Genomic DNA, 17498 nt, shown 5'->3' on the forward strand with positions numbered 1-17498 from the left:
AGGAAGCACCATGCAGCAACTGCTCAACGGCCTGTTCCTCGGTTCGATCTATGCGCTGTTCGCCATCGGGTTCACCCTGGTGTTCGGCATCCTGGATCGACTGAACCTGGCCCACCCTTCGGCGTTCGCCGCTTCAGCGTTCGTGGGAATCTGGCTCACCGATGCCTATGACCTACCGATCGGCGTCGTGCTGATCCTGGTGTTCCTGTTCGGCGGGATCCTGGGTCTACTCATCGAGCGCATCGCCTTCCGGCCGCTCAGGGATCGGCCGGACGCGCACTTCGCCGGGCTGATCTCGTCGATCGCGCTGGGTGGGATGGTGATTGCGCTGCTGCAGGCCTTCTTCGGCCCGAACACGCGACGCTTCCCCGCGGGCACTGTGTCGGACGACTCCGTTGAGATCGGCGGGGTTACCGCGAGCTACCTTCAGCTCGCGATCCTCGCCGTCTCGCTCGGTCTGATGATCGCGCTCACGATTCTGGTGAAGCGATCGTCTCTTGGCCGTTCGATGCGGGCGGTCGCGGAGAACCCCGCTGCCGCCCGAGTGCTCGGTGTGAATGTCGACCGGGTGACCTCGATGACGTTCGCGATCTCCACCGCGCTCGGCGCGGTGGCGGGCGTGCTGTTTGCCCTGAACGTCAACAGCGCGCAGCTCGGCATGGGAACGGCGATCGAGCTGAAGGGTCTCGCCGTCATCATCGTCGGCGGCATGGGATCCCTACCCGGGGCGCTGGTCGGCGGATTGATACTCGGAATCGCGGAGGTGTTCACGATCCAGTACATCGGATCGAGCTGGCGTGACCTCATCGCTTTCGCCCTGCTGTTCCTGATCCTTCTGGTCAGGCCACAGGGGCTGTTCGGCAAGCGGAAAGTCCGAGAAGTCTGATGTTCTTCACCGAGTCGACTCTCGTCTTCATCGCGATGAACGGCGTTTTCGCGTTCTCGTTCTACGCGGTTCTCATCGCCGGCCAGCTCAGCCTCGCCCAGGCCGGGTTCGCAGGTCTGTCGGCATTCGTCGCCGCCAGCATCGCGCCTGCACCGACCGAGTGGGGTCCGATCCCGACGCTGCTGTTCTCGATGTTCGTCGGCATGGTCGTCGGCGCTCTGGCCGCGCTCATCCTCGGCCTGCCGACGATGAAGCTGCGCGGCGTGTTCCTCGCAATTGCAACGCTCGGATTCGCCGAGGCAATGCGCATCTTCATCCTGAACGCCGAGTGGACTGGCGGCGCCCAGGGCATGTCGGTGCCCAAGATCATGACGCCATTGATCGCCTGGATCGTGCTCATCATCGTCGCCTACTGGTTCTGGCGTCAGACCCGCTCCCGCTACGGTCGCGCCCTGGAGGCGATCCGTGAAGACGAGCTCGCCGCCCGCTCGATCGGCATCAACGTCGGCGGCCACCGCCTGACCGCATTCGTCTCCGCTGGCGTGCTGGCAGGTCTCTACGGCGTCATGTGGGCGTATTACATGCGCCTCATCGCACCGGAGGATTTCGCCTTCGAGACCGCGATCGACGGACTGGTCACCGCAGTGGTCGGTGGAACGGCGAACTTCTTCGGCCCGATCCTCGGCAGCGGGTTCCAGACACTTCTTCCCGAGATCCAGCGCATGATCGGAATCGAGGCAGGCTGGATCCGTCCATTCCTTTCTGGCCTGCTGCTGCTCATCGTCATCCTGTATCTGCCGGGTGGCATCGCCAGCCTGATCCCGCGCCGCAAGCAGCGCATCGATGTGAGCGCGCTCGACGTTGATGCACCTGCCACCGGCCGCAGCCACCCCGCCGCGGGCGAGGTCATCGCCGAGCTGAAGGGCCTATCGAAGGAGTACGGCGGCGTGCACGCTGTGCGCGGCGTCGACCTCACCGTGCGCAGTGGCCAGGTCGTCGGTCTGATCGGCCCCAACGGCGCAGGCAAGACCACGCTGGTCAACATGATCAGCGGCCTGATTCCGCCGTCTGCGGGGACGGCGACCGTGCTCGGCGTGCAGATCGGCAAGACGCCGGTGCACAAATTCGCCGCGGCCGGTGTGACGCGCACCTTCCAGCATTCCAAGCTGTTCAATCGCCTCACTGCGCTCGAGAACGTTCTCATCGGCGCACACCTGGTCGCCAAGCCGACGTTCCTGCGCCGCTTGCTCTGGCTGCGATCTGCACGCCGCGATGAGCGTCTGGCACTTGAGCACGCCGCACGGTGCCTTCGGCGCGTGGGACTGCTCGAGAAGGCGGATGTCACGGCCAAGGCGCTGTCCTACGGCGACCAGCGACGTCTGGAGATCGCACGTGCTCTCGCCGCTGACCCGTCGCTGCTGATCCTTGATGAGCCCGCCGCCGGCATGAACCATGTCGAGGCGGAGGGCCTTTCGACCCTCATCCGCTCGCTCGCCGAAGACGGTCTGACCATCATCTTCATCGAGCACAACGTCGGCATGGTGCTCGGCACCTGCGATTACATCATCGTGTTGAACTTCGGTGAGGTGCTCGCACACGGCACGCCAGAGCAGATCGCGGCGGACGAGCGGGTGATCGACGCGTACCTCGGCTCCGCAGAGAGCGCTGACGGTTCCGAAGGCTCCGAGACGGATGCCTCTGATGAGGCGGATGCCACGCGCGAAGCCCCGAACACAGACGGAGGCCGATGATCATGGCTGATTCACTCCTCAGCGTGAAAGACCTTGTCGTCTCGTACGGGCGCGTCGAGGCCGTGCGCGGCGTCTCCTTCGACGTCGCACCCGGCTCGCTCGTGACACTCGTCGGCGCCAACGGCGCCGGAAAGTCGTCGATTATCAACGCCATCTCCGGTCTGGTTCGTCCGACATCGGGAACCATCACCTACGACGGCGATGACATCACCCGCACACGCTCGCACAAACTGGTTCCTCGCGGGCTGGTACAGGTGCCCGAGGGTCGCCAGATCTTGGCGACGATGACCATCGCGGAGAACATGCAGATGGGCGCCCGATCCGTCGGCCGCGGCGCTGGAGCGGCGATCGATGAGATGTACCAGCGATTCCCGGTGCTCGGCGAACGCCGCGCTCTGGCGGCCGGGTCCCTCTCAGGTGGCGAGCAGCAGATGCTTGCGATCGCCAGAGCGATGCTCGCGCAGCCACGCCTGGTGCTGATGGACGAACCATCCATGGGGCTGGCGCCCAAGATCGTGGATGAGGTGTTCAAGGTGATTTCCGAGATCCGCGCCACTGGCGCCACTGTGCTTCTGGTCGAACAGAACGCCCGGCGGGCGCTTCAGGCCGCAGACGAGGGGCACATTCTGCAAAACGGGTCTGTGGTGCGCTCCGGCGCGGCGTCCGATCTGCTGGCCGATGATGACATCATCCAGGCATACCTCGGCACCGGCGGCACCACGAAGTGAGCACGACACGGCGGCAGATCCGTCGCCGCGTTCCCACGTGGAGTGCGGTCGCCCCGCTGCTCGGGTTCCGCCGTCCGGTGCTCGACCCCGTCGAACGACGGCTGCGCGCGGCCCTGACGGTCAAGGATCTCGCCCGCGTCGCCCGGCGGAGAACTCCAAGGTCGGTGTTCGACTATGTGCACGGCGCGGCAGAGGACGAGCTGAGCTTGCGCCGGGCACGGTCGGCGTTCGCGTCCGTCGAGTTCTCGCCACGGGTGCTGCGTGATGTGGGCGTCGTCGATACCTCGACGACGATCCTCGGTCGTCCGGCATCGTTCCCACTCATCCTGGCGCCGACCGGCTTCACCCGGATGATGCACCATGAGGGCGAAATCGCGGTCGCACGTGCGGCTGCGCGCGCAGGCATTCCGTACAGCCTGTCCACGATGGGAACCACTTCCCCGCGGATGCTGCAGCAGGAAGCCCCTGGCGACAACTGGTTCCAGCTGTACCTGTGGAAGGACCGCGAGGGCACGCTGAAGTTGATCGACGAGGCGCGGGCGTCCGGCTTCGACACCCTCGTGCTCACAGTTGACACGCCTGTCGCCGGAAACCGGTTGCGAGATTCTCGCAACGGACTGACCATTCCACCGTCGCTGAATCTGAAGACGATGTGGGATTTCGCGTTGCATCCGAACTGGTGGATCAACGTGCTCACCACCGACCCGATCGAGTTCGCGAGCCTGCGCTCTTTCGACGGCACGGTCGCAGAACTTGTCGCGAAGATGTTCGACCCTACGCTGAACTTCACCGATCTCGCCTGGCTCCGTGAGCAGTGGGAAGGCAAGCTCGTCGTGAAGGGCATCCAGTCCGTCGACGATGCCCGCCAGGTGGTGGATGCCGGCGCTGATGCACTCGTCGTCTCCAACCACGGTGGACGACAGCTCGATCGCGCACCCACTCCCCTGCGATTGCTGCCAGAGGTCGCTAACGCCGTGGACGGCAAGGCGCAGGTCTTCCTCGACACCGGCATCCTCTCGGGCGCAGACGTGCTCGCAGCACTCGGTCTCGGCGCAGACGCCTGCATGGTCGGGCGCGCCTACCTGTACGGCCTGATGGCCGGCGGCGAGCGCGGCGTCGACCGAATGCTGGAGATCATGCGCGCAGAAGCCGTGCGAACGATGCAGCTGACCGGCGTCTCAACCGTGTCGGAGCTTCGCGGTCGAGTGAGTCTAGGCCGGCCATAACCGGACGGATTCAGCGCACGCGCGGCGCGGCTGTGCTTTCGCGGATGATGAGTTCGGTGCCCACCAGCGGGGTCTGAATCCGCTGCCCGCCGTCCAGCTCCGCAAGTAGTGCGTCCACGGCGAGCGCCCCGACCTTCTCCGGATGCTGTTGCACGGTTGTCAACGGCGGCCAGAGTTCCGCGGCATCCGGGAGGCCGTCGAAGCCCACCACGCTCACATCGACCGGCACCCGCCTGCCCGATTCGTGGAATGCGCGCACCAGGCCGATCGCCATCTGATCGTTTGCAGCGAACACAGCCGTTACACCGTCGATGTCCCGCAGACGCACACCGGCCTCGTGGCCAGATCGCGCACTCCAGTCCCCCTGCATCACCTCGGGCACCGGGCGTCCGCGTTCTTCGAGGGTCATCTGCCAGGACTCACGACGGCGCTCAGCAGAGTACGACTTCAACGGACCGGCTACGTGCCAGACGGTCTCGTGACCGAGATCCAGCAAATGTTCGGTGGCCAGACGCGCGCCCTCTGCCTGGTCGGTGTCGACGAAAGGGTGGGTGGAGCGACGATCTGAGTCGACGATTACGACCGGCAATCCTTCCGGGATCTCTACCTCGGCCTCGTCGAGCTGATGTGCTTCGATCACGATGATGATGCCGTCGACCGCGTGTTCGTCGATCCGATGGAACGCCCCCACCACCGTCTCCTGCGCGCTCGACTCCACCGGGATCAGCGTCAGCGCGTACCCCATCTGCGCCGCGCGGACGGCGATCGCATCGAGCGTGCGCTGGTTCCCATATGAGCTGAACGAGAACATGATCACGCCAATTGCACGGAAACGCCCCGAACGGAGGGCGCGGGCCGCGCTGTTCGGTCGATAGCCGAGCTGCGCCATGGCTGCGTTCACCTTGACCCTGGTCGCCTCGCCGACGTAGCCGCGGGCGTTGACGACACGTGAGACGGTCTGCCCTGAGACACCGGCTTCACGGGCTACGTCCTCCATCGATGGCTCACGACGACGTGGCGGCAGCTCTGCCGAGGATTCGAAGGACACGATCAACCATCCATTCATATGTTGACGTTGACACACTACCAGCGGATCGCATATGTTGACGTTGACACATCGCGCATAGTGCGCACGAACCAAAGAAGGTCTCGTCAATGACGACTGGTATCACCACGGGTCTCGCCACCGCGACCATCCCCCGCCGCGAGAAACGCGATTGGAAGGGCTGGGCCTTCGTCGGCCCCTTCATGGTCGTCTTCGCCCTGGTCTTCCTCACGCCGCTCGCATACGCGCTCTACCTCAGCTTCTTCCAGGAGAAACTGGTCGGCGGAACATCATTCGTCGGCTTCGAGAACTACGTGCGCGCACTCGGCGACTCGCAGTTCTGGGAGGCATTCGGCCGCGTCCTGATCTTCCTCGTCGTGCAGGTGCCGATCATGCTCGCCCTCGCACTCGGCGCCGCCCTTGCGCTGGACAGCGCTCGACTGCGTGGAGCATCGTTCTTCCGCATCCTGATCTTCCTGCCCTACGCGGTGCCCGCGGTTGTCGCGGTCCTGATGTGGGGGTACATCTACGGCGATCAGTTCGGTCTCACCGCGAACTTCAACGACTTCCTCGGATTCGATCTGCTCACGCCGTTCGCGAAGGAATGGATGCTGGTCTCGATCGGCAACATCGTCACCTGGCAGTTCGTCGGCTACAACATGCTCATCTTTTACTCTTCGCTCAAGACCATCCCTACCGAGATGTACGAAGCGGCCTCCCTCGACGGTGCTGGCGCCTGGCGGACGATCCTCTCGATCAAGATCCCCTCGGTCCGCGGAGCCCTCGTTATCGCCACGATCTTCTCGATCATCGGCAGCTTCCAGCTGTTCAACGAACCGAACATCCTCCGCCCCCTCGCCCCGAACGTGATCACGACGTTCTTCACCCCGAACATGTATGCCTACAACCTTTCCTTCACCGGGCAGCAGTTCAACTACGCGGCGACGATCGCGATCATCATGGGCATCATCACTGCTGCGATCGCCTACGTCGTTCAACTGCGCGGCTCGAAGGCGGAGGTGCGATAGACCATGGCACTCACAATCGCTCGTACGCCCCGCAAACGCGGCAACTCACTGACCCCAAAGTCGTCCAAGACGCTCCTGATCGTGATGATCGTCTACGCGCTCTACACGCTCGTGCCTCTCGTCTGGCTGCTCTTCAGCTCGACAAAGACACAGGCCGGTTTGTTCTCGTCCTTCGGCCTCTGGTTCTCGGATGACTTCGCCTTCTTCGACAACCTCGCGGCGACGTTCGCATACGGTGACGGCATCTTCCTCCGATGGCTCGGCAACACGCTGCTGTATGTCGTTGTCGGCGCCGGTGGCGCGACGCTCCTGGCAACAATGGCCGGCTACGGTCTCGCCAAGTACCGCTTCCCTGGTCGCCGCGCGGTCTTCGCGATAGTCCTCGGTGCGGTCGCCGTTCCTGGAACGGCACTCGCTGTACCGACATTCCTCTTGTTCAGTGAACTGGGGCTTACAAACACCCCGTGGGCGGTCATCATCCCGTCGCTGATCAGTCCATTCGGTCTCTATCTGATCTGGGTCTTCGCTTCCGAATCCATACCGACAGAGTTGCTCGAAGCTGCCCGCATCGACGGCGCAGGCGAATTCCGCACGTTCTTCACGATCTCGATGCGGCTGCTCGCACCAGGCATCGTCACGGTCGCATTGTTCACCGTCGTCGCGACCTGGAACAACTACTTCCTGCCACTGATCATGCTCTCCGACCCGGCCTGGTACCCGCTGACCGTCGGCCTGAATCAGTGGAGCAACCAGGCGATCGGCGCCGGATCCCAACCGATCTACAACCTCGTGATCATGGGGTCGCTGCTCACCATCATCCCGATCGTCATCGCCTTCCTGCTACTGCAGCGGTTCTGGCAGTCAGGACTCACCGCGGGAAGCGTCAAGCAGTAGCACCGCTCCCCCACACAGAACGTCGGTCCTCCGAAGGACCGCACCCCGAAAGGACACAGCAATGAAGCACCTTCCCTCACCCGCCGGACGGCGCACCCTCTCGGTGCTCGCAGCCGGCACAGTGGCCGCACTGGCCCTCGCCGGATGCAGCGCTGGCGGAAACGACGCCGGCGACACCGAAGCAGGCGACGGCTCCCTCGCTTCGGTAGAAGCCGCGCTTGAGACCGGCGGCGAGCTCACCTACTGGTCATGGACGCCCTCGGCCGAGGCGCAGGTCGCTGCGTTCGAGAAGGAGTACCCGAACGTCAAGGTGAACCTCGTCAACGCTGGAACCAACAACGAGGAGTACACGAAGCTGCAGAACGCGATCAAGGCGGGCTCGGGCGCACCGGATGTCGTCCAGATCGAGTACTACGCCTTCCCGCAGTTCGCACTCACGGACGCGTTCGTCGATCTCTCGCAGTACGGCTTCGCCGATTTCGAGGATGACTACACGGCATCCACCTGGAATTCCGTTACCGACGGCGACGCGATCTATGGCCTCCCGCAGGACTCCGGCCCCATGGCCCTGTTCTACAACAAGACCGTCTTCGACGCGGCCGGTGTCGCCGTGCCGACCACGTGGGATGAGTACTACGAGGCCGCGAAGGCGATCCACGCCGCCGACCCGAACGCGTACATCACCAACGACATCGGTGACGCTGGGTTTGCGACCAGCATGATCTGGCAGGCCGGCGGCCAGCCCTTCCAGACCGACGGCACGAACGTGACGCTCGACCTGCAGGATGCCGGGTCGAAGAAGTGGGCGGACAACTGGAACCGCCTCATCGAGGAAGACCTCGTGGCTCCTTACGGCAGCTGGAGCGATGAGTGGTTCCGTGGCCTCGGCGACGGCAGCCTCGCAACCCTCGTGATCGGCGCCTGGATGCCCGGCAACCTCATCACCGGTGCACCTGACGGCTCCGGCGACTGGCGCGTCGCGCCGATGCCGACGTACGACGGCACGCCGGCAACGGCGGAAAACGGTGGTGGCGGACAGGCCGTCACGACGCAGAGCGCCAACCCTGAACTCGCAGCCGGATTCCTGCAGTGGCTGAACAACAGTGACGAGAGCATCTCGACGTTCCTTGAGAGCGGCGGGTTCCCGTCGACGACGGCAGAGCTGTCCAGCGAAGAGTTCCTCAGCGATGCTCCCGAGTACTTCGGCGGCCAGAAGATCAACGAAGTCCTTGCCGCGGCGGCCAATGAGGTCGTCGAGGGCTGGAGCTACCTGCCCTACCAGGTCTACGCGAACAGCATCTTCGGCGACACCGTGGGCCAGTCTTACCAGAACGGCACAGACCTGAACGAGGGCCTCGTCGCCTGGCAGGACGCGCTGGTCGAGTACGGCAACACGCAGGGCTTCACCGTAAACAAGTAACACCCGGATGACGGGGAGGTCGGCGCTCTGCCGGACTCCCCGTCGCCAATTCACCCCTCTTCATCGAAAGCGCAGCACGTGACATCCTTTTCCATCGGCGAGACCGACTTCCTCCGCGACGGTCGGCCGCACCGCGTGATCTCCGGGGCCATTCACTACTTCCGGGTTCACCCGGATCAGTGGAGGGACCGCATCCACAAGGCACGCCTCATGGGCTTGAATACGGTGGAGACGTATGTCGCCTGGAACGCGCATGAACCGCGGCGAGGCGAATGGAATGCCAGCGGCTGGAATGACCTCGGCCGATTCCTCGACCTTGTTCGCGAAGAAGGCATGGACGCGATCGTGCGCCCCGGCCCCTACATCTGCGCCGAATGGCACAACGGGGGCCTGCCCACCTGGCTCGACGCCGACGAGAACACGCTGCGTACCTCAGACCCGGGCTACCTCGCCGATGTGACGGGGTTCCTTCGTCGCATCTACGACATCGTCGCCCCACGGCAGATCCAGCACGGCGGACCCGTCGTTCTCGTGCAGATCGAGAACGAATACGGCGCCTACGGTTCAGATACGGCATACCTCGAGGAGCTGGTGCGGGTCACGAAGGAGTCAGGGATCATCGTGCCCCTGACGACCGTCGATCAACCAGTCGATCAGATGCTGGCCGACGGCAGTCTTCCCGAGTTGCACCGCACGGGCTCCTTCGGCTCCCGCGTGCCAGAGCGCCTCGAAACACTCCGGCAGCACCAGAAGACCGGCCCGCTGATGTGCTCGGAGTTCTGGGACGGCTGGTTCGACTGGTGGGGCGGGGTCCACCACACCACCGGTGTCGCAGCGACCGCCGCCGAGCTCGACGCACTGCTGGCCGCCGGGGCATCCGTCAACATCTACATGTTCCACGGCGGCACGAACTTCGGCCTCACCAACGGCGCGAACCACAAGGGTCGCTATCTGCCGCTGGTAACGTCGTACGACTACGACGCCCCGCTGGATGAGGCCGGCAACCCGACCGAGAAGTACTTCGCCCTGCGCGACGTGATCGCCAAGTACGCTCCGGTACCGGCTGAGGTGCCGACAGTGCCATCACCCGGCGTGGAACTCACTGCCCCGCTCCGATCTGTTGGCCCGTGGACGGACGGCGGCAGCGCCGTGGCATCCGATCAGCCTGTGACCTTCGATGCTCTCGGACATCTGAGCGCCCTCGTCCGCTACGACATCGATCTGCCTTCACCTTCAGACGGGAGCCTGCTGGCTGTCGACGCTGTCCGGGATCTCGCCTGGGTTCGCGTGGACGACCAGCGTGTCGGTACTCTCGCCCGTACCCGACACGACCGCGCCATCGCGATCCCGGCCGGCGGTGCCCTCAGCATCCTTGTCGAGGATCAGGGCCGCGTGAACTACGATCACCGATTGGGCGAGGAAAAGGGGCTTGTAGGCACGCCCACGTTGAACGGTGAGCCGCTGATCGGGTGGCGCTGCACACCGCTGGACGTCGCCGCGATCGCCACTGAAGTGTCTGAGCGCACGACCGAAAGGGATGCCGGGTCCGCCCCATCGGCGTGGGTCGCCGACCTTCTCCTCGCCGGCAGCACCGATCTCTTCCTCGACACGTCGGACTGGGGCAAGGGCTACGCGTTCGTGAATGGCTTCTTCCTCGGGCGGTACTGGCGAAACGGTCCGCAGAAGACGCTGTACGTCCCCGCGCCGGTGACGCATGCGGGAGCGAACCGTGTCGTCGTCCTGGAGCTCGAGCAGCTGCTCGTGCCACGCGTGACGACCGTCTCGGGGCTCTTGCTCGGCGACCTGGAGGAGTAAGCGCGTCAGCGGTCAGCTGTAGTCGGCGACGACTGTTCGCGCGGCTCCGTCCAACGTGATGCGTCCGCCGTACGGGATGATCCACTGCGGACGAGTGTGCCCGAACGGCACGCCAATGCAGATCATGGCATCCGGGTTGTACCGCGTGACCGTTTCGATGACGGCATCACGTTGCGCGTCACGCAGCGCCTGCGCCTCATCCGCCGAAGGGTGGAACTCGAAGTCGCTCACCGGCGGACGCGCGACGATCACGCCGGCGGCAGCAGCAAGGATGCCGCGCTCCCCCAGCCCGCGGAGCCAGCGGGCCACCCAGCCGGCAGGCGGACGTTCCTCGCTCGTCTCGAGGATCAGGATCGCGCCCTCAAGTTCGGATGCCGCTGGCAGCCGATCCGCGAACGCCAGACCATCCAGCCCTTCCAGACACCCACCCCAGGTGCGTCCTTCGACTCGTGTCGCAGGCCCCGACCACGTCCATGGCTCGGTCTGCACTCGGTCGCCGTACTCGGTGAGTGCCTTCGGGTCTTCCCAGCGCCTTCCGACGTCCTCTGATTCGCCAGGTTCCGTCAACTCCAGCTGGCCGCCGTCCATCAACGCAGCGCGCAGCGAGCGCAGGTGAATGTCGTCGACGGCAGGGCCGGGGCCCAGGTGTACGGCCGTCGAGCCACCGTAGAAGCCTGAGATGTCGTGCTGCCACAGCCAATTCAGGATGTTCGTGTTGTCGCTGTATCCGACGAACGGCTTCGGGTCGGCCTGTGCGAGGGCAGCATCCAGGTGTGGCACGACGAGGATCTGATCGTCGCCGCCGATCGTGGCGAGAATCGCCCGAATCGTGGGATCAGCGAAGGCGGCATTGACGTCCGCCGCACGCGCTTCCGGGCTCGCGTCGAGTTGGCGAGTGGTCGGATACTCCACCGGAATCAATTCGGTGAGTTCAGTGAGCCGGCGCATCGCCTGCTCATGCAACTCAGGCGCAACGGCGGGGGCAGCGAATGCGGGCGACAGGATGGCGACGCGGTCGCCGGGAACGAGCTTTGACGGCATCGAACCATTCTGCCGGATAACGTCGGTCGGCCGCGGGCTCCGCTCACGGAGTGATCACGAGTTCGATGGGTGGTCCTATGCCCGCGTCAACATTGCTTGACGACGAGTTCGCGTCAATGTAGATTGACTTTATGAGCACACACACCGCACTCGCCACCGACCCGGAGGGCGAACCACTCGCCGAGTTGCATCGCCTCACTGAGCTTCGCCGCGAAATCTCTCGCGCCGAGGAAGCCCAGGTGCGTCGCGCCCGCAACGCGGGCTACTCGTGGCAGGCCGTCGCCAGCGCCCTCGGCGTAAGCAAACAAGCGGCTCATCGCCGGTTCGGCCGGAGCTAGCAGTCCTCCAGCCCTTTCACCCGCTGGCAGCCTTCAGTCGGGAGCGGTACGCGGCGACTTTCACTCGACTTCCGCAGGTCTTCATGGAGCACCATTCGCGGCGCTGCCCTCTGGAGCGATCAATGTAGACCTGAGTGCATTCAGGGCGAGCGCATTCTCGAAGCAGCCCTGCTTCCGATCCGCCGACCAGGTCAATCGCGCCTCGAGCGATCTCAGACAGCGCGGCTGTGCTGGTGCCCTCCTGGGAACGACCACCCTGATGAAGAACCCGCAGCAGGGGTGCGTGCGAGGCGTACGCGTTCACGGTGGTGATGCCATCTGCGGGCAGATCCTGGCGTTCGATCCGTGCCAGAACGAGCGCATAGATCGCTTCTCGCAGCTCGATCGCGGCGGCCAGATCGTCAGAATTGGGACTCACACCGTTGGGCACGAGCGTGGATTCAACGAACCATGCATCGAGATCGGCGGGCGTACCCAGCATTTCCGTCGGCGACTCATTGCGGCGCGCCTGCCAGGTCCCGACGAAGTCGAGGGCCGGGTCGCCGCAGGGGAACGAATGGATCATGTCACCACTCTAAGCGGTGACAGTTTTTCCACCAAATTCTGGTTACCCCCTTGACGGGTAACGGAACCTCTGTCAGTGTCGTTACCACCCAAACAGGTAACGCCAACTCAACGGAGGAAATCATGGAGCTCAAGTTTGAAATCATCGTACTGCCCGTCGCTGACGTTGATCGCTCGAAAGCGTTCTACGAAGGACTCGGATTCAGGCTCGACGCAGACTTCGCCACAGACCGCGGCCTGCGGGTCGTACAGGTGACTCCCCCCGACTCTGAAGCGTCGATCATCTTCGGAGACAACCTCACTACTGCCCAGCCCGGGTCAGCCCGTGGACTTCATCTGATCACTTCCGATATCGCCGAGGCGCGGCGCGAATTGCTGGCATCGGGAGCACCAATCAGCGAGCTCTGGCACGACGAAGACGGCATTTTCCACTGGGCCGATGACGCGCACCGCCTGCCTGGTGCGAGCACAGCCGGCGACAGCTATGCGACTTTCGCGTCGTTCGATGACCCCGACGGCAATGAGTGGATCTTGCAGCAGATCGTAGCTCGCGCCCCTGGCCGCTGAGCCCGCCACTCGAGACCGAGGGAGATAACGATGAACATCGATCACGAGACACGCCAGCTCCTGTTTCTGGACCTCTTGACGAGGGCCGCGACAGCGCACGGAGTGTATGAAGCAGAAGTGCTCGGCGGTGTGCACCATGAGGAATGGGCGCACTGGTATGCCGAGCACATGGCGAATACCTTCGCTGACGCCGGCTACGCGATCACGCAGGTCGCATGATGCGCCGCGATGACGATGCACCGACAGGACCGTCGATCACTGCCCACAGCGATCAGGATCTTACCGATATCGACCGGGCAGCCATCGCCCGATACCTGGTGACGCTGCGCGACTCGGACGGAGCTCTGAACATACGTCTTATCGACGCATTCGAGCGCCTCACTCCCCGCCAGGTGGATGTGCTCGCCGCGTCGGTCATCGACGAGGGCGCAGCGGCGGCGAGTCCCGCAACGAACCCCGTCGTCACGCAAGCCGCCCAACCCGCACGGCCCGCCAATACACCAGAACTGAGTCGGAGCGGGTGGATGAAGCGACTTTTCGGGGAACTCGCCGAGGACATGCATCCCGTCGCCATCTTGGCCGGGACAGCCCTGGCGATCGTGGCACTTGTCACCAGCATCGCGCTCTTGACCACCGCTTCCTCAGGCGCCAGCTCGAACGGAATGGATGAGCACTCTGGCGTGCAGTATCTGGAACCATACGCCGTCGACTACGGCTGGTACTGACTCCACGAGCATACGAATGGGGTGTGGCGTACACCACACCCCATCGCTGCGTCAGCCCTCGTGCCCGGCCGCATCCGCGACGCTGCGCGTGGCAATTGCGATCCGCAGATGGGAAAGGTGATCTCGAGCGAGGACCACGGTCACAACGACGGCCGGGGCGAGCTGCGCACCGATAGCGTAGACAAATGGGTCGGTATCGACCTCGGATGCGGGAACGTCGACACCGTCGACTTCGAGAGTCACAGTGGAGTTCACTGACGATTCGGACACTTTCCACGAGGTTTCGGTTTGCGGTCCCGGCAGGAGTCCGAGTTCCTCACGGAATTGGTTCACGAGAATGTAGTTCGTGTGGTCGACGAGTTGCCGCGAGAGCGTCGTGCATTCGGACGGGTCGCGATGCCAGGACGTCCGAACCGCTTCCCAGAGCAGCGGGTAGCGCATTCGCTGGACTTGCTCGATGAGCCAGACCGGACGAGGCCAGGGCGGCTCGTTCTCGAGGGCAGCGAGAGTCTGTCCATCAAGTTCGGCGAGGTTGACGGGATCACCGTGATCACCAGGGTTCCGCCAGAGCGTGTAGTTGATACTCACCGAAAGACTCGACCGTCCCGCCGCGTCGCACCCCTCGCTGATGCCCACTGACCCGTGATCTTCGGCGGCACGTTGTGGCACCAGTCCCATCACTGAGTAGTCAAGATCGCGCAGCCGCTCTTCGGCCGCGACGCGCGGGTCAGGAGCATCTGGAGGCAATACGCCGGCGAACTGCATGCATCGAGCCTCCTTGATCACAGCGCGCCTCGCAAGCATCGGGCCGCAATCCTGCCTAGACGCGTGGCGCCGATCCTTGGAGCGCGTGGTCTACGAGGCGCTCCGCCAGAGCGTCGTCGAGCGGTACTTTGAGTACGAGGAGTCGGTGGTAGCACGCCCCCCACAGCTGATCGACGACGATATCGAGGTCCGCGTCCCCGCGTAGCTGGCCTGCTTCTTGTGCAGCGCGCAGGCGTACACGAGCGCGCTCACGTCGAGGAAGAGAATAATGCTCGGACCACGCGTGTGCGAGATCCGAATCCAACTGGGCCATGCCGACGAGCTCTGATACCGGTTTTCCCGCTCCCTCAACGGTCAGCAGACGAATAAACGACGTGAGCTGCGCAAGGACGTCCGCTCGCACATCCCCTGTGTCGGTGAACTCCAGAATCTGCTCGCTCTGCTCAAAATAGGCCTCGGCCGCCAGCGCACCCGGCGACGGCCACCACTTGTAGAGGGTCATCTTGCTCGACCCTGCTTCGGCGGCGACTCGCTCGAATGTCACGGCCTGGATTCCGTCGCGCAACAGAATCCGCCCGGCCGCAATGAGCACGCCAGCTCGCACTTCCGCCGCCGGACGGCGCCCCCGGCCTCGACGCTCGGCGGCAAGAGTGGTTTCAGGCATCAGCATCCCCTTGTGGACAAGGTGTACATTATTCCGTATCCTAGTAAATGGATTACTCGTACATATCCTAACGGAAGGTTCCCTCATGGCAGGCAACATTGATCGCGTCGCCATCGTTACCGGCGGCTCCGGCGGCATCGGACGCGCCGCCGCCCTGCGTTTGGCAGCCGACGGATTCGCCGTCCTCGTGCACTACGCGAGCAACGAGAACCGCGCCGAGAGCGTCGTGAAAGAAATCGTCGATGCCGGTGGACGCGCAATCAGCGCCGGCGGCGATGTGGCTGACGAAACCGCGATGGCTGCGGTGTTCAGCGCCGCAGAATCTGCGTTCGGAGGCGTCGACGTCGTCGTGCACACAGCGGGCATCATGCCGCTGGCACCCATCGCCAAAATGGACCTGCAGACCTTCGATCAGATCCAGCGCACCAACGTGCGCGGGACATTCGTGGTCGACCAGCAGGCGGCGCAGCGCGTGCGTACTGGCGGCGCGATCATTAACCTCTCCACTTCGGTGACACGCCTGCAGATCCCGACGTATGGTGCCTATGCCGCGTCTAAAGGAGCAGTCGAAGCATTGACGCTGATTCTGGCGCGTGAGCTGCGCGGCCGCGACATCACTGTCAACGCCATCGCGCCCGGCCCCACCGCGACGCCGCTGTTCTTCGAGGGCAAGACCCAGGAGGCCATCGATCGGATCGCTTCGATGAACCCCATGGAGCGACTCGGAACACCTGAGGACATCACCGAGATGGTGGCATTCCTCGCTGGCCCGGCCCGCTGGGTGAACGGGCAAGTGCTTTACGTCAACGGTGGAGCGGCCTGAGATGGGTCGGCTAGATCATCGCGCGCCCCCGTCCTACAACCGGAGGTCGACGCGAGGCACCCGGTTCCGAGCGATGCTCGCGACCGCGACCGTCACCATGGTTCTCGCTGGCTGCACCGTCGATTCGGAGCAGTCGACCTCCCCGGACCCGATGATTCCTCCCGCGACGTCAACGCCCTCGGGCGAGGCGGGAGAGATCGCTGTTCTCGGGCAGCCCGAGGTGTTGACCACAGGGCTGAACGCTCCGTGGGGGCTGACGTTCCTCCCGGACGGGTCGGCGCTCGTGTCAGAACGCATTACCGGAGAGATCGTGCGCATTTCCGCCGACGGCGGCGACCCGCAGACGGTTGGCGTCGTGCCCGACGTGAGCGTGTCATCAGAGGGTGGACTGCTCGGGATCGTCGCCTCGCCCGACTTCGCTGATGACCGCACGGTCTTCGCCTCGGTCTCCGGGGCAGATCAGAACCGCATCGTGTCGCTCACGATCGCCGAAGACTTTGGCTCGCTCGCTGTCGATCGCGTACTGCTCGACGGCATCCAGACCGCGGATCGACATCACGGCGGGCGCCTCGCCATCGGTCCCGATGGGCATCTTTGGATCGGCACGGGCGACGCGTTCGAACCGGAGAACGCGGCCACTGCCGATTCGCTCAACGGGAAGATCCTCCGTATCGCCCTGGACGGCTCCATCCCCGACGAAAACCCCGATGACTCACCCGTCTATTCCAGCGGCCATCGCAACGTACAGGGCATTGCATTCGGTCCGGATGGCACGGCTTACGCGACTGAGCTCGGCCACCGCACCTGGGATGAAATCAACGTCCTTCGCGCGGGCGCGGACTACGGATGGCCCGACTCCGAAGGCACCTCAGGGTCTTCCGGAGAGCAGCCGATCGCTGTCATCCATCCCGATGATGCCAGCCCTTCCGGCGTGGCCTACGCGGCCGGGTCGCTGTGGATCGGTGCCCTGGGTGGCCAGAGGCTCTGGCAACTCCCCGTTGACGGCGCGTCTGCAACGGCCGAGCCGATTGAGCACCTCGTCGGCGAATTCGGCCGCATTCGCACGGTCGAGGTCGCTCCCGACGGTGCGCTGTGGATCATGACGTCCAACACCGACCGCGCCACATGGGGAGGAGCCGATCCGCGACCAGGCGATGACCATATCGTCCGTATCGGGGTCGCCACACCGGCATCATGACAGTCCACCCATGGAGACAC

General features: G+C 64.3%; 19 protein-coding genes. 14 read left to right on the top strand and 5 right to left on the bottom strand.

All coding sequences use genetic code 11. From position 1 onward, the window contains the following. Window positions 1–10: 10 nt before the first annotated feature. From AC1C2O_RS06605 to AC1C2O_RS06620, 4 genes are read left to right on the top strand one after another with little or no spacing between them, the layout of a single operon-like run. A complete protein-coding gene (locus tag AC1C2O_RS06605; RefSeq protein WP_495429633.1) occupies window positions 11–886 on the top strand; it encodes a branched-chain amino acid ABC transporter permease in 876 nt (291 codons plus the stop codon). Next, on the top strand, window positions 886–2637 hold the full coding sequence (locus AC1C2O_RS06610) for a branched-chain amino acid ABC transporter ATP-binding protein/permease (protein ID WP_495429634.1): 1752 nt from the start codon (window positions 886–888) through the stop codon (window positions 2635–2637). The genes AC1C2O_RS06605 and AC1C2O_RS06610 overlap by 1 nt, the downstream gene beginning before the upstream one ends. 2 nt (window positions 2638–2639) lie before the next feature. Beyond that, the gene (locus tag AC1C2O_RS06615) at window positions 2640–3365 is read left to right on the top strand and encodes an ABC transporter ATP-binding protein (RefSeq protein WP_495429635.1); all 726 of its coding nucleotides are present in this window, start codon (window positions 2640–2642) and stop codon (window positions 3363–3365) included. Next, window positions 3362–4591, top strand: a complete 1230-nt coding sequence (locus AC1C2O_RS06620) for an alpha-hydroxy acid oxidase (protein WP_495429636.1) — start codon at window positions 3362–3364, stop codon at window positions 4589–4591. The genes AC1C2O_RS06615 and AC1C2O_RS06620 overlap by 4 nt, the downstream gene beginning before the upstream one ends. 10 nt (window positions 4592–4601) lie before the next feature. Here the strand turns inward: AC1C2O_RS06620 and AC1C2O_RS06625 are convergent, their stop codons facing one another. Then, window positions 4602–5588 carry a LacI family DNA-binding transcriptional regulator gene (locus AC1C2O_RS06625; RefSeq protein ID WP_495431698.1) on the bottom strand — a complete coding sequence of 329 codons (987 nt, stop codon included), beginning with the start codon at window positions 5586–5588 and terminating at the stop codon, window positions 4602–4604. A gap of 158 nt (window positions 5589–5746) precedes the next feature. Between AC1C2O_RS06625 and AC1C2O_RS06630 the strand changes: the two genes are divergently transcribed. The 4 genes from AC1C2O_RS06630 to AC1C2O_RS06645 all read left to right on the top strand — a co-directional run bounded on the left by AC1C2O_RS06630 (window position 5747) and on the right by AC1C2O_RS06645 (window position 10793). Then, window positions 5747–6664, top strand: a complete 918-nt coding sequence (locus AC1C2O_RS06630; protein WP_495429637.1) for a carbohydrate ABC transporter permease — start codon at window positions 5747–5749, stop codon at window positions 6662–6664. 3 nt (window positions 6665–6667) lie between these two features. Further along, window positions 6668–7558: a carbohydrate ABC transporter permease gene (locus AC1C2O_RS06635; RefSeq protein ID WP_495429638.1), complete on the top strand. Its 891-nt coding sequence runs from the start codon at window positions 6668–6670 to the stop codon at window positions 7556–7558. Between the two features lie 61 nt (window positions 7559–7619). Next, a complete protein-coding gene (locus AC1C2O_RS06640) occupies window positions 7620–8978 on the top strand; it encodes an ABC transporter substrate-binding protein (protein ID WP_495429639.1) in 1359 nt (452 codons plus the stop codon). A 78-nt stretch (window positions 8979–9056) separates the two neighbouring features. Further along, window positions 9057–10793, top strand: a complete 1737-nt coding sequence (locus tag AC1C2O_RS06645) for a glycoside hydrolase family 35 protein (RefSeq protein ID WP_495429640.1) — start codon at window positions 9057–9059, stop codon at window positions 10791–10793. Window positions 10794–10805: 12 nt separating this feature from the next. Here the strand turns inward: AC1C2O_RS06645 and AC1C2O_RS06650 are convergent, their stop codons facing one another. Beyond that, on the bottom strand, window positions 10806–11834 hold the full coding sequence (locus tag AC1C2O_RS06650) for a S66 family peptidase (RefSeq protein ID WP_495429641.1): 1029 nt from the start codon (window positions 11832–11834) through the stop codon (window positions 10806–10808). A gap of 131 nt (window positions 11835–11965) precedes the next feature. Between AC1C2O_RS06650 and AC1C2O_RS06655 the strand changes: the two genes are divergently transcribed. Further along, window positions 11966–12172, top strand: coding sequence for an AsnC family protein (locus tag AC1C2O_RS06655; protein ID WP_495429642.1), 207 nt, complete (start codon window positions 11966–11968; stop codon window positions 12170–12172). Between the two features lie 16 nt (window positions 12173–12188). Here AC1C2O_RS06655 and AC1C2O_RS06660 read toward each other — a convergent pair whose 3' ends face one another. Then, complete coding sequence (locus AC1C2O_RS06660; protein WP_495429643.1) at window positions 12189–12737, bottom strand: CGNR zinc finger domain-containing protein; 549 nt, start codon at window positions 12735–12737, stop codon at window positions 12189–12191. 122 nt (window positions 12738–12859) lie between these two features. Here AC1C2O_RS06660 and AC1C2O_RS06665 point away from each other — a divergent pair, with 122 nt between their 5' ends. The 3 genes from AC1C2O_RS06665 to AC1C2O_RS06675 are packed head-to-tail and all read left to right on the top strand — an operon-like array spanning window position 12860 to window position 14028. Then, a complete protein-coding gene (locus tag AC1C2O_RS06665; protein WP_495429644.1) occupies window positions 12860–13303 on the top strand; it encodes a VOC family protein in 444 nt (147 codons plus the stop codon). A gap of 30 nt (window positions 13304–13333) precedes the next feature. After that, entirely contained in the window at window positions 13334–13522 is a 189-nt protein-coding gene (locus AC1C2O_RS06670) for a hypothetical protein (RefSeq protein WP_495429645.1), read from the top strand. Then, window positions 13519–14028 (top strand): hypothetical protein, encoded by a 510-nt coding sequence (locus AC1C2O_RS06675; RefSeq protein WP_495429646.1) that lies wholly within the window; start codon window positions 13519–13521, stop codon window positions 14026–14028. Before AC1C2O_RS06670 ends, AC1C2O_RS06675 begins: the two co-directional genes overlap by 4 nt. Window positions 14029–14079: 51 nt before the next feature. On the opposite strand, the gene AC1C2O_RS06680 is transcribed toward AC1C2O_RS06675, so the two are convergent. Together AC1C2O_RS06680 and AC1C2O_RS06685 are read right to left on the bottom strand one after the other, a co-directional pair. After that, window positions 14080–14793 (bottom strand): hypothetical protein, encoded by a 714-nt coding sequence (locus AC1C2O_RS06680; protein WP_495429647.1) that lies wholly within the window; start codon window positions 14791–14793, stop codon window positions 14080–14082. Between the two features lie 55 nt (window positions 14794–14848). Then, the gene (locus tag AC1C2O_RS06685; RefSeq protein ID WP_495429648.1) at window positions 14849–15457 is read right to left on the bottom strand and encodes a TetR/AcrR family transcriptional regulator; all 609 of its coding nucleotides are present in this window, start codon (window positions 15455–15457) and stop codon (window positions 14849–14851) included. Between the two features lie 85 nt (window positions 15458–15542). Here AC1C2O_RS06685 and AC1C2O_RS06690 point away from each other — a divergent pair, with 85 nt between their 5' ends. Both AC1C2O_RS06690 and AC1C2O_RS06695 read left to right on the top strand, forming a co-directional pair. Further along, window positions 15543–16280 (top strand): SDR family oxidoreductase, encoded by a 738-nt coding sequence (locus AC1C2O_RS06690; protein WP_495429649.1) that lies wholly within the window; start codon window positions 15543–15545, stop codon window positions 16278–16280. A 73-nt stretch (window positions 16281–16353) separates the two neighbouring features. After that, window positions 16354–17478: a PQQ-dependent sugar dehydrogenase gene (locus AC1C2O_RS06695; RefSeq protein WP_495429650.1), complete on the top strand. Its 1125-nt coding sequence runs from the start codon at window positions 16354–16356 to the stop codon at window positions 17476–17478. Window positions 17479–17498 lie beyond the last annotated feature (20 nt).

The sequence above is a fragment of the Microbacterium sp. Y355 genome (assembly GCF_059445345.1).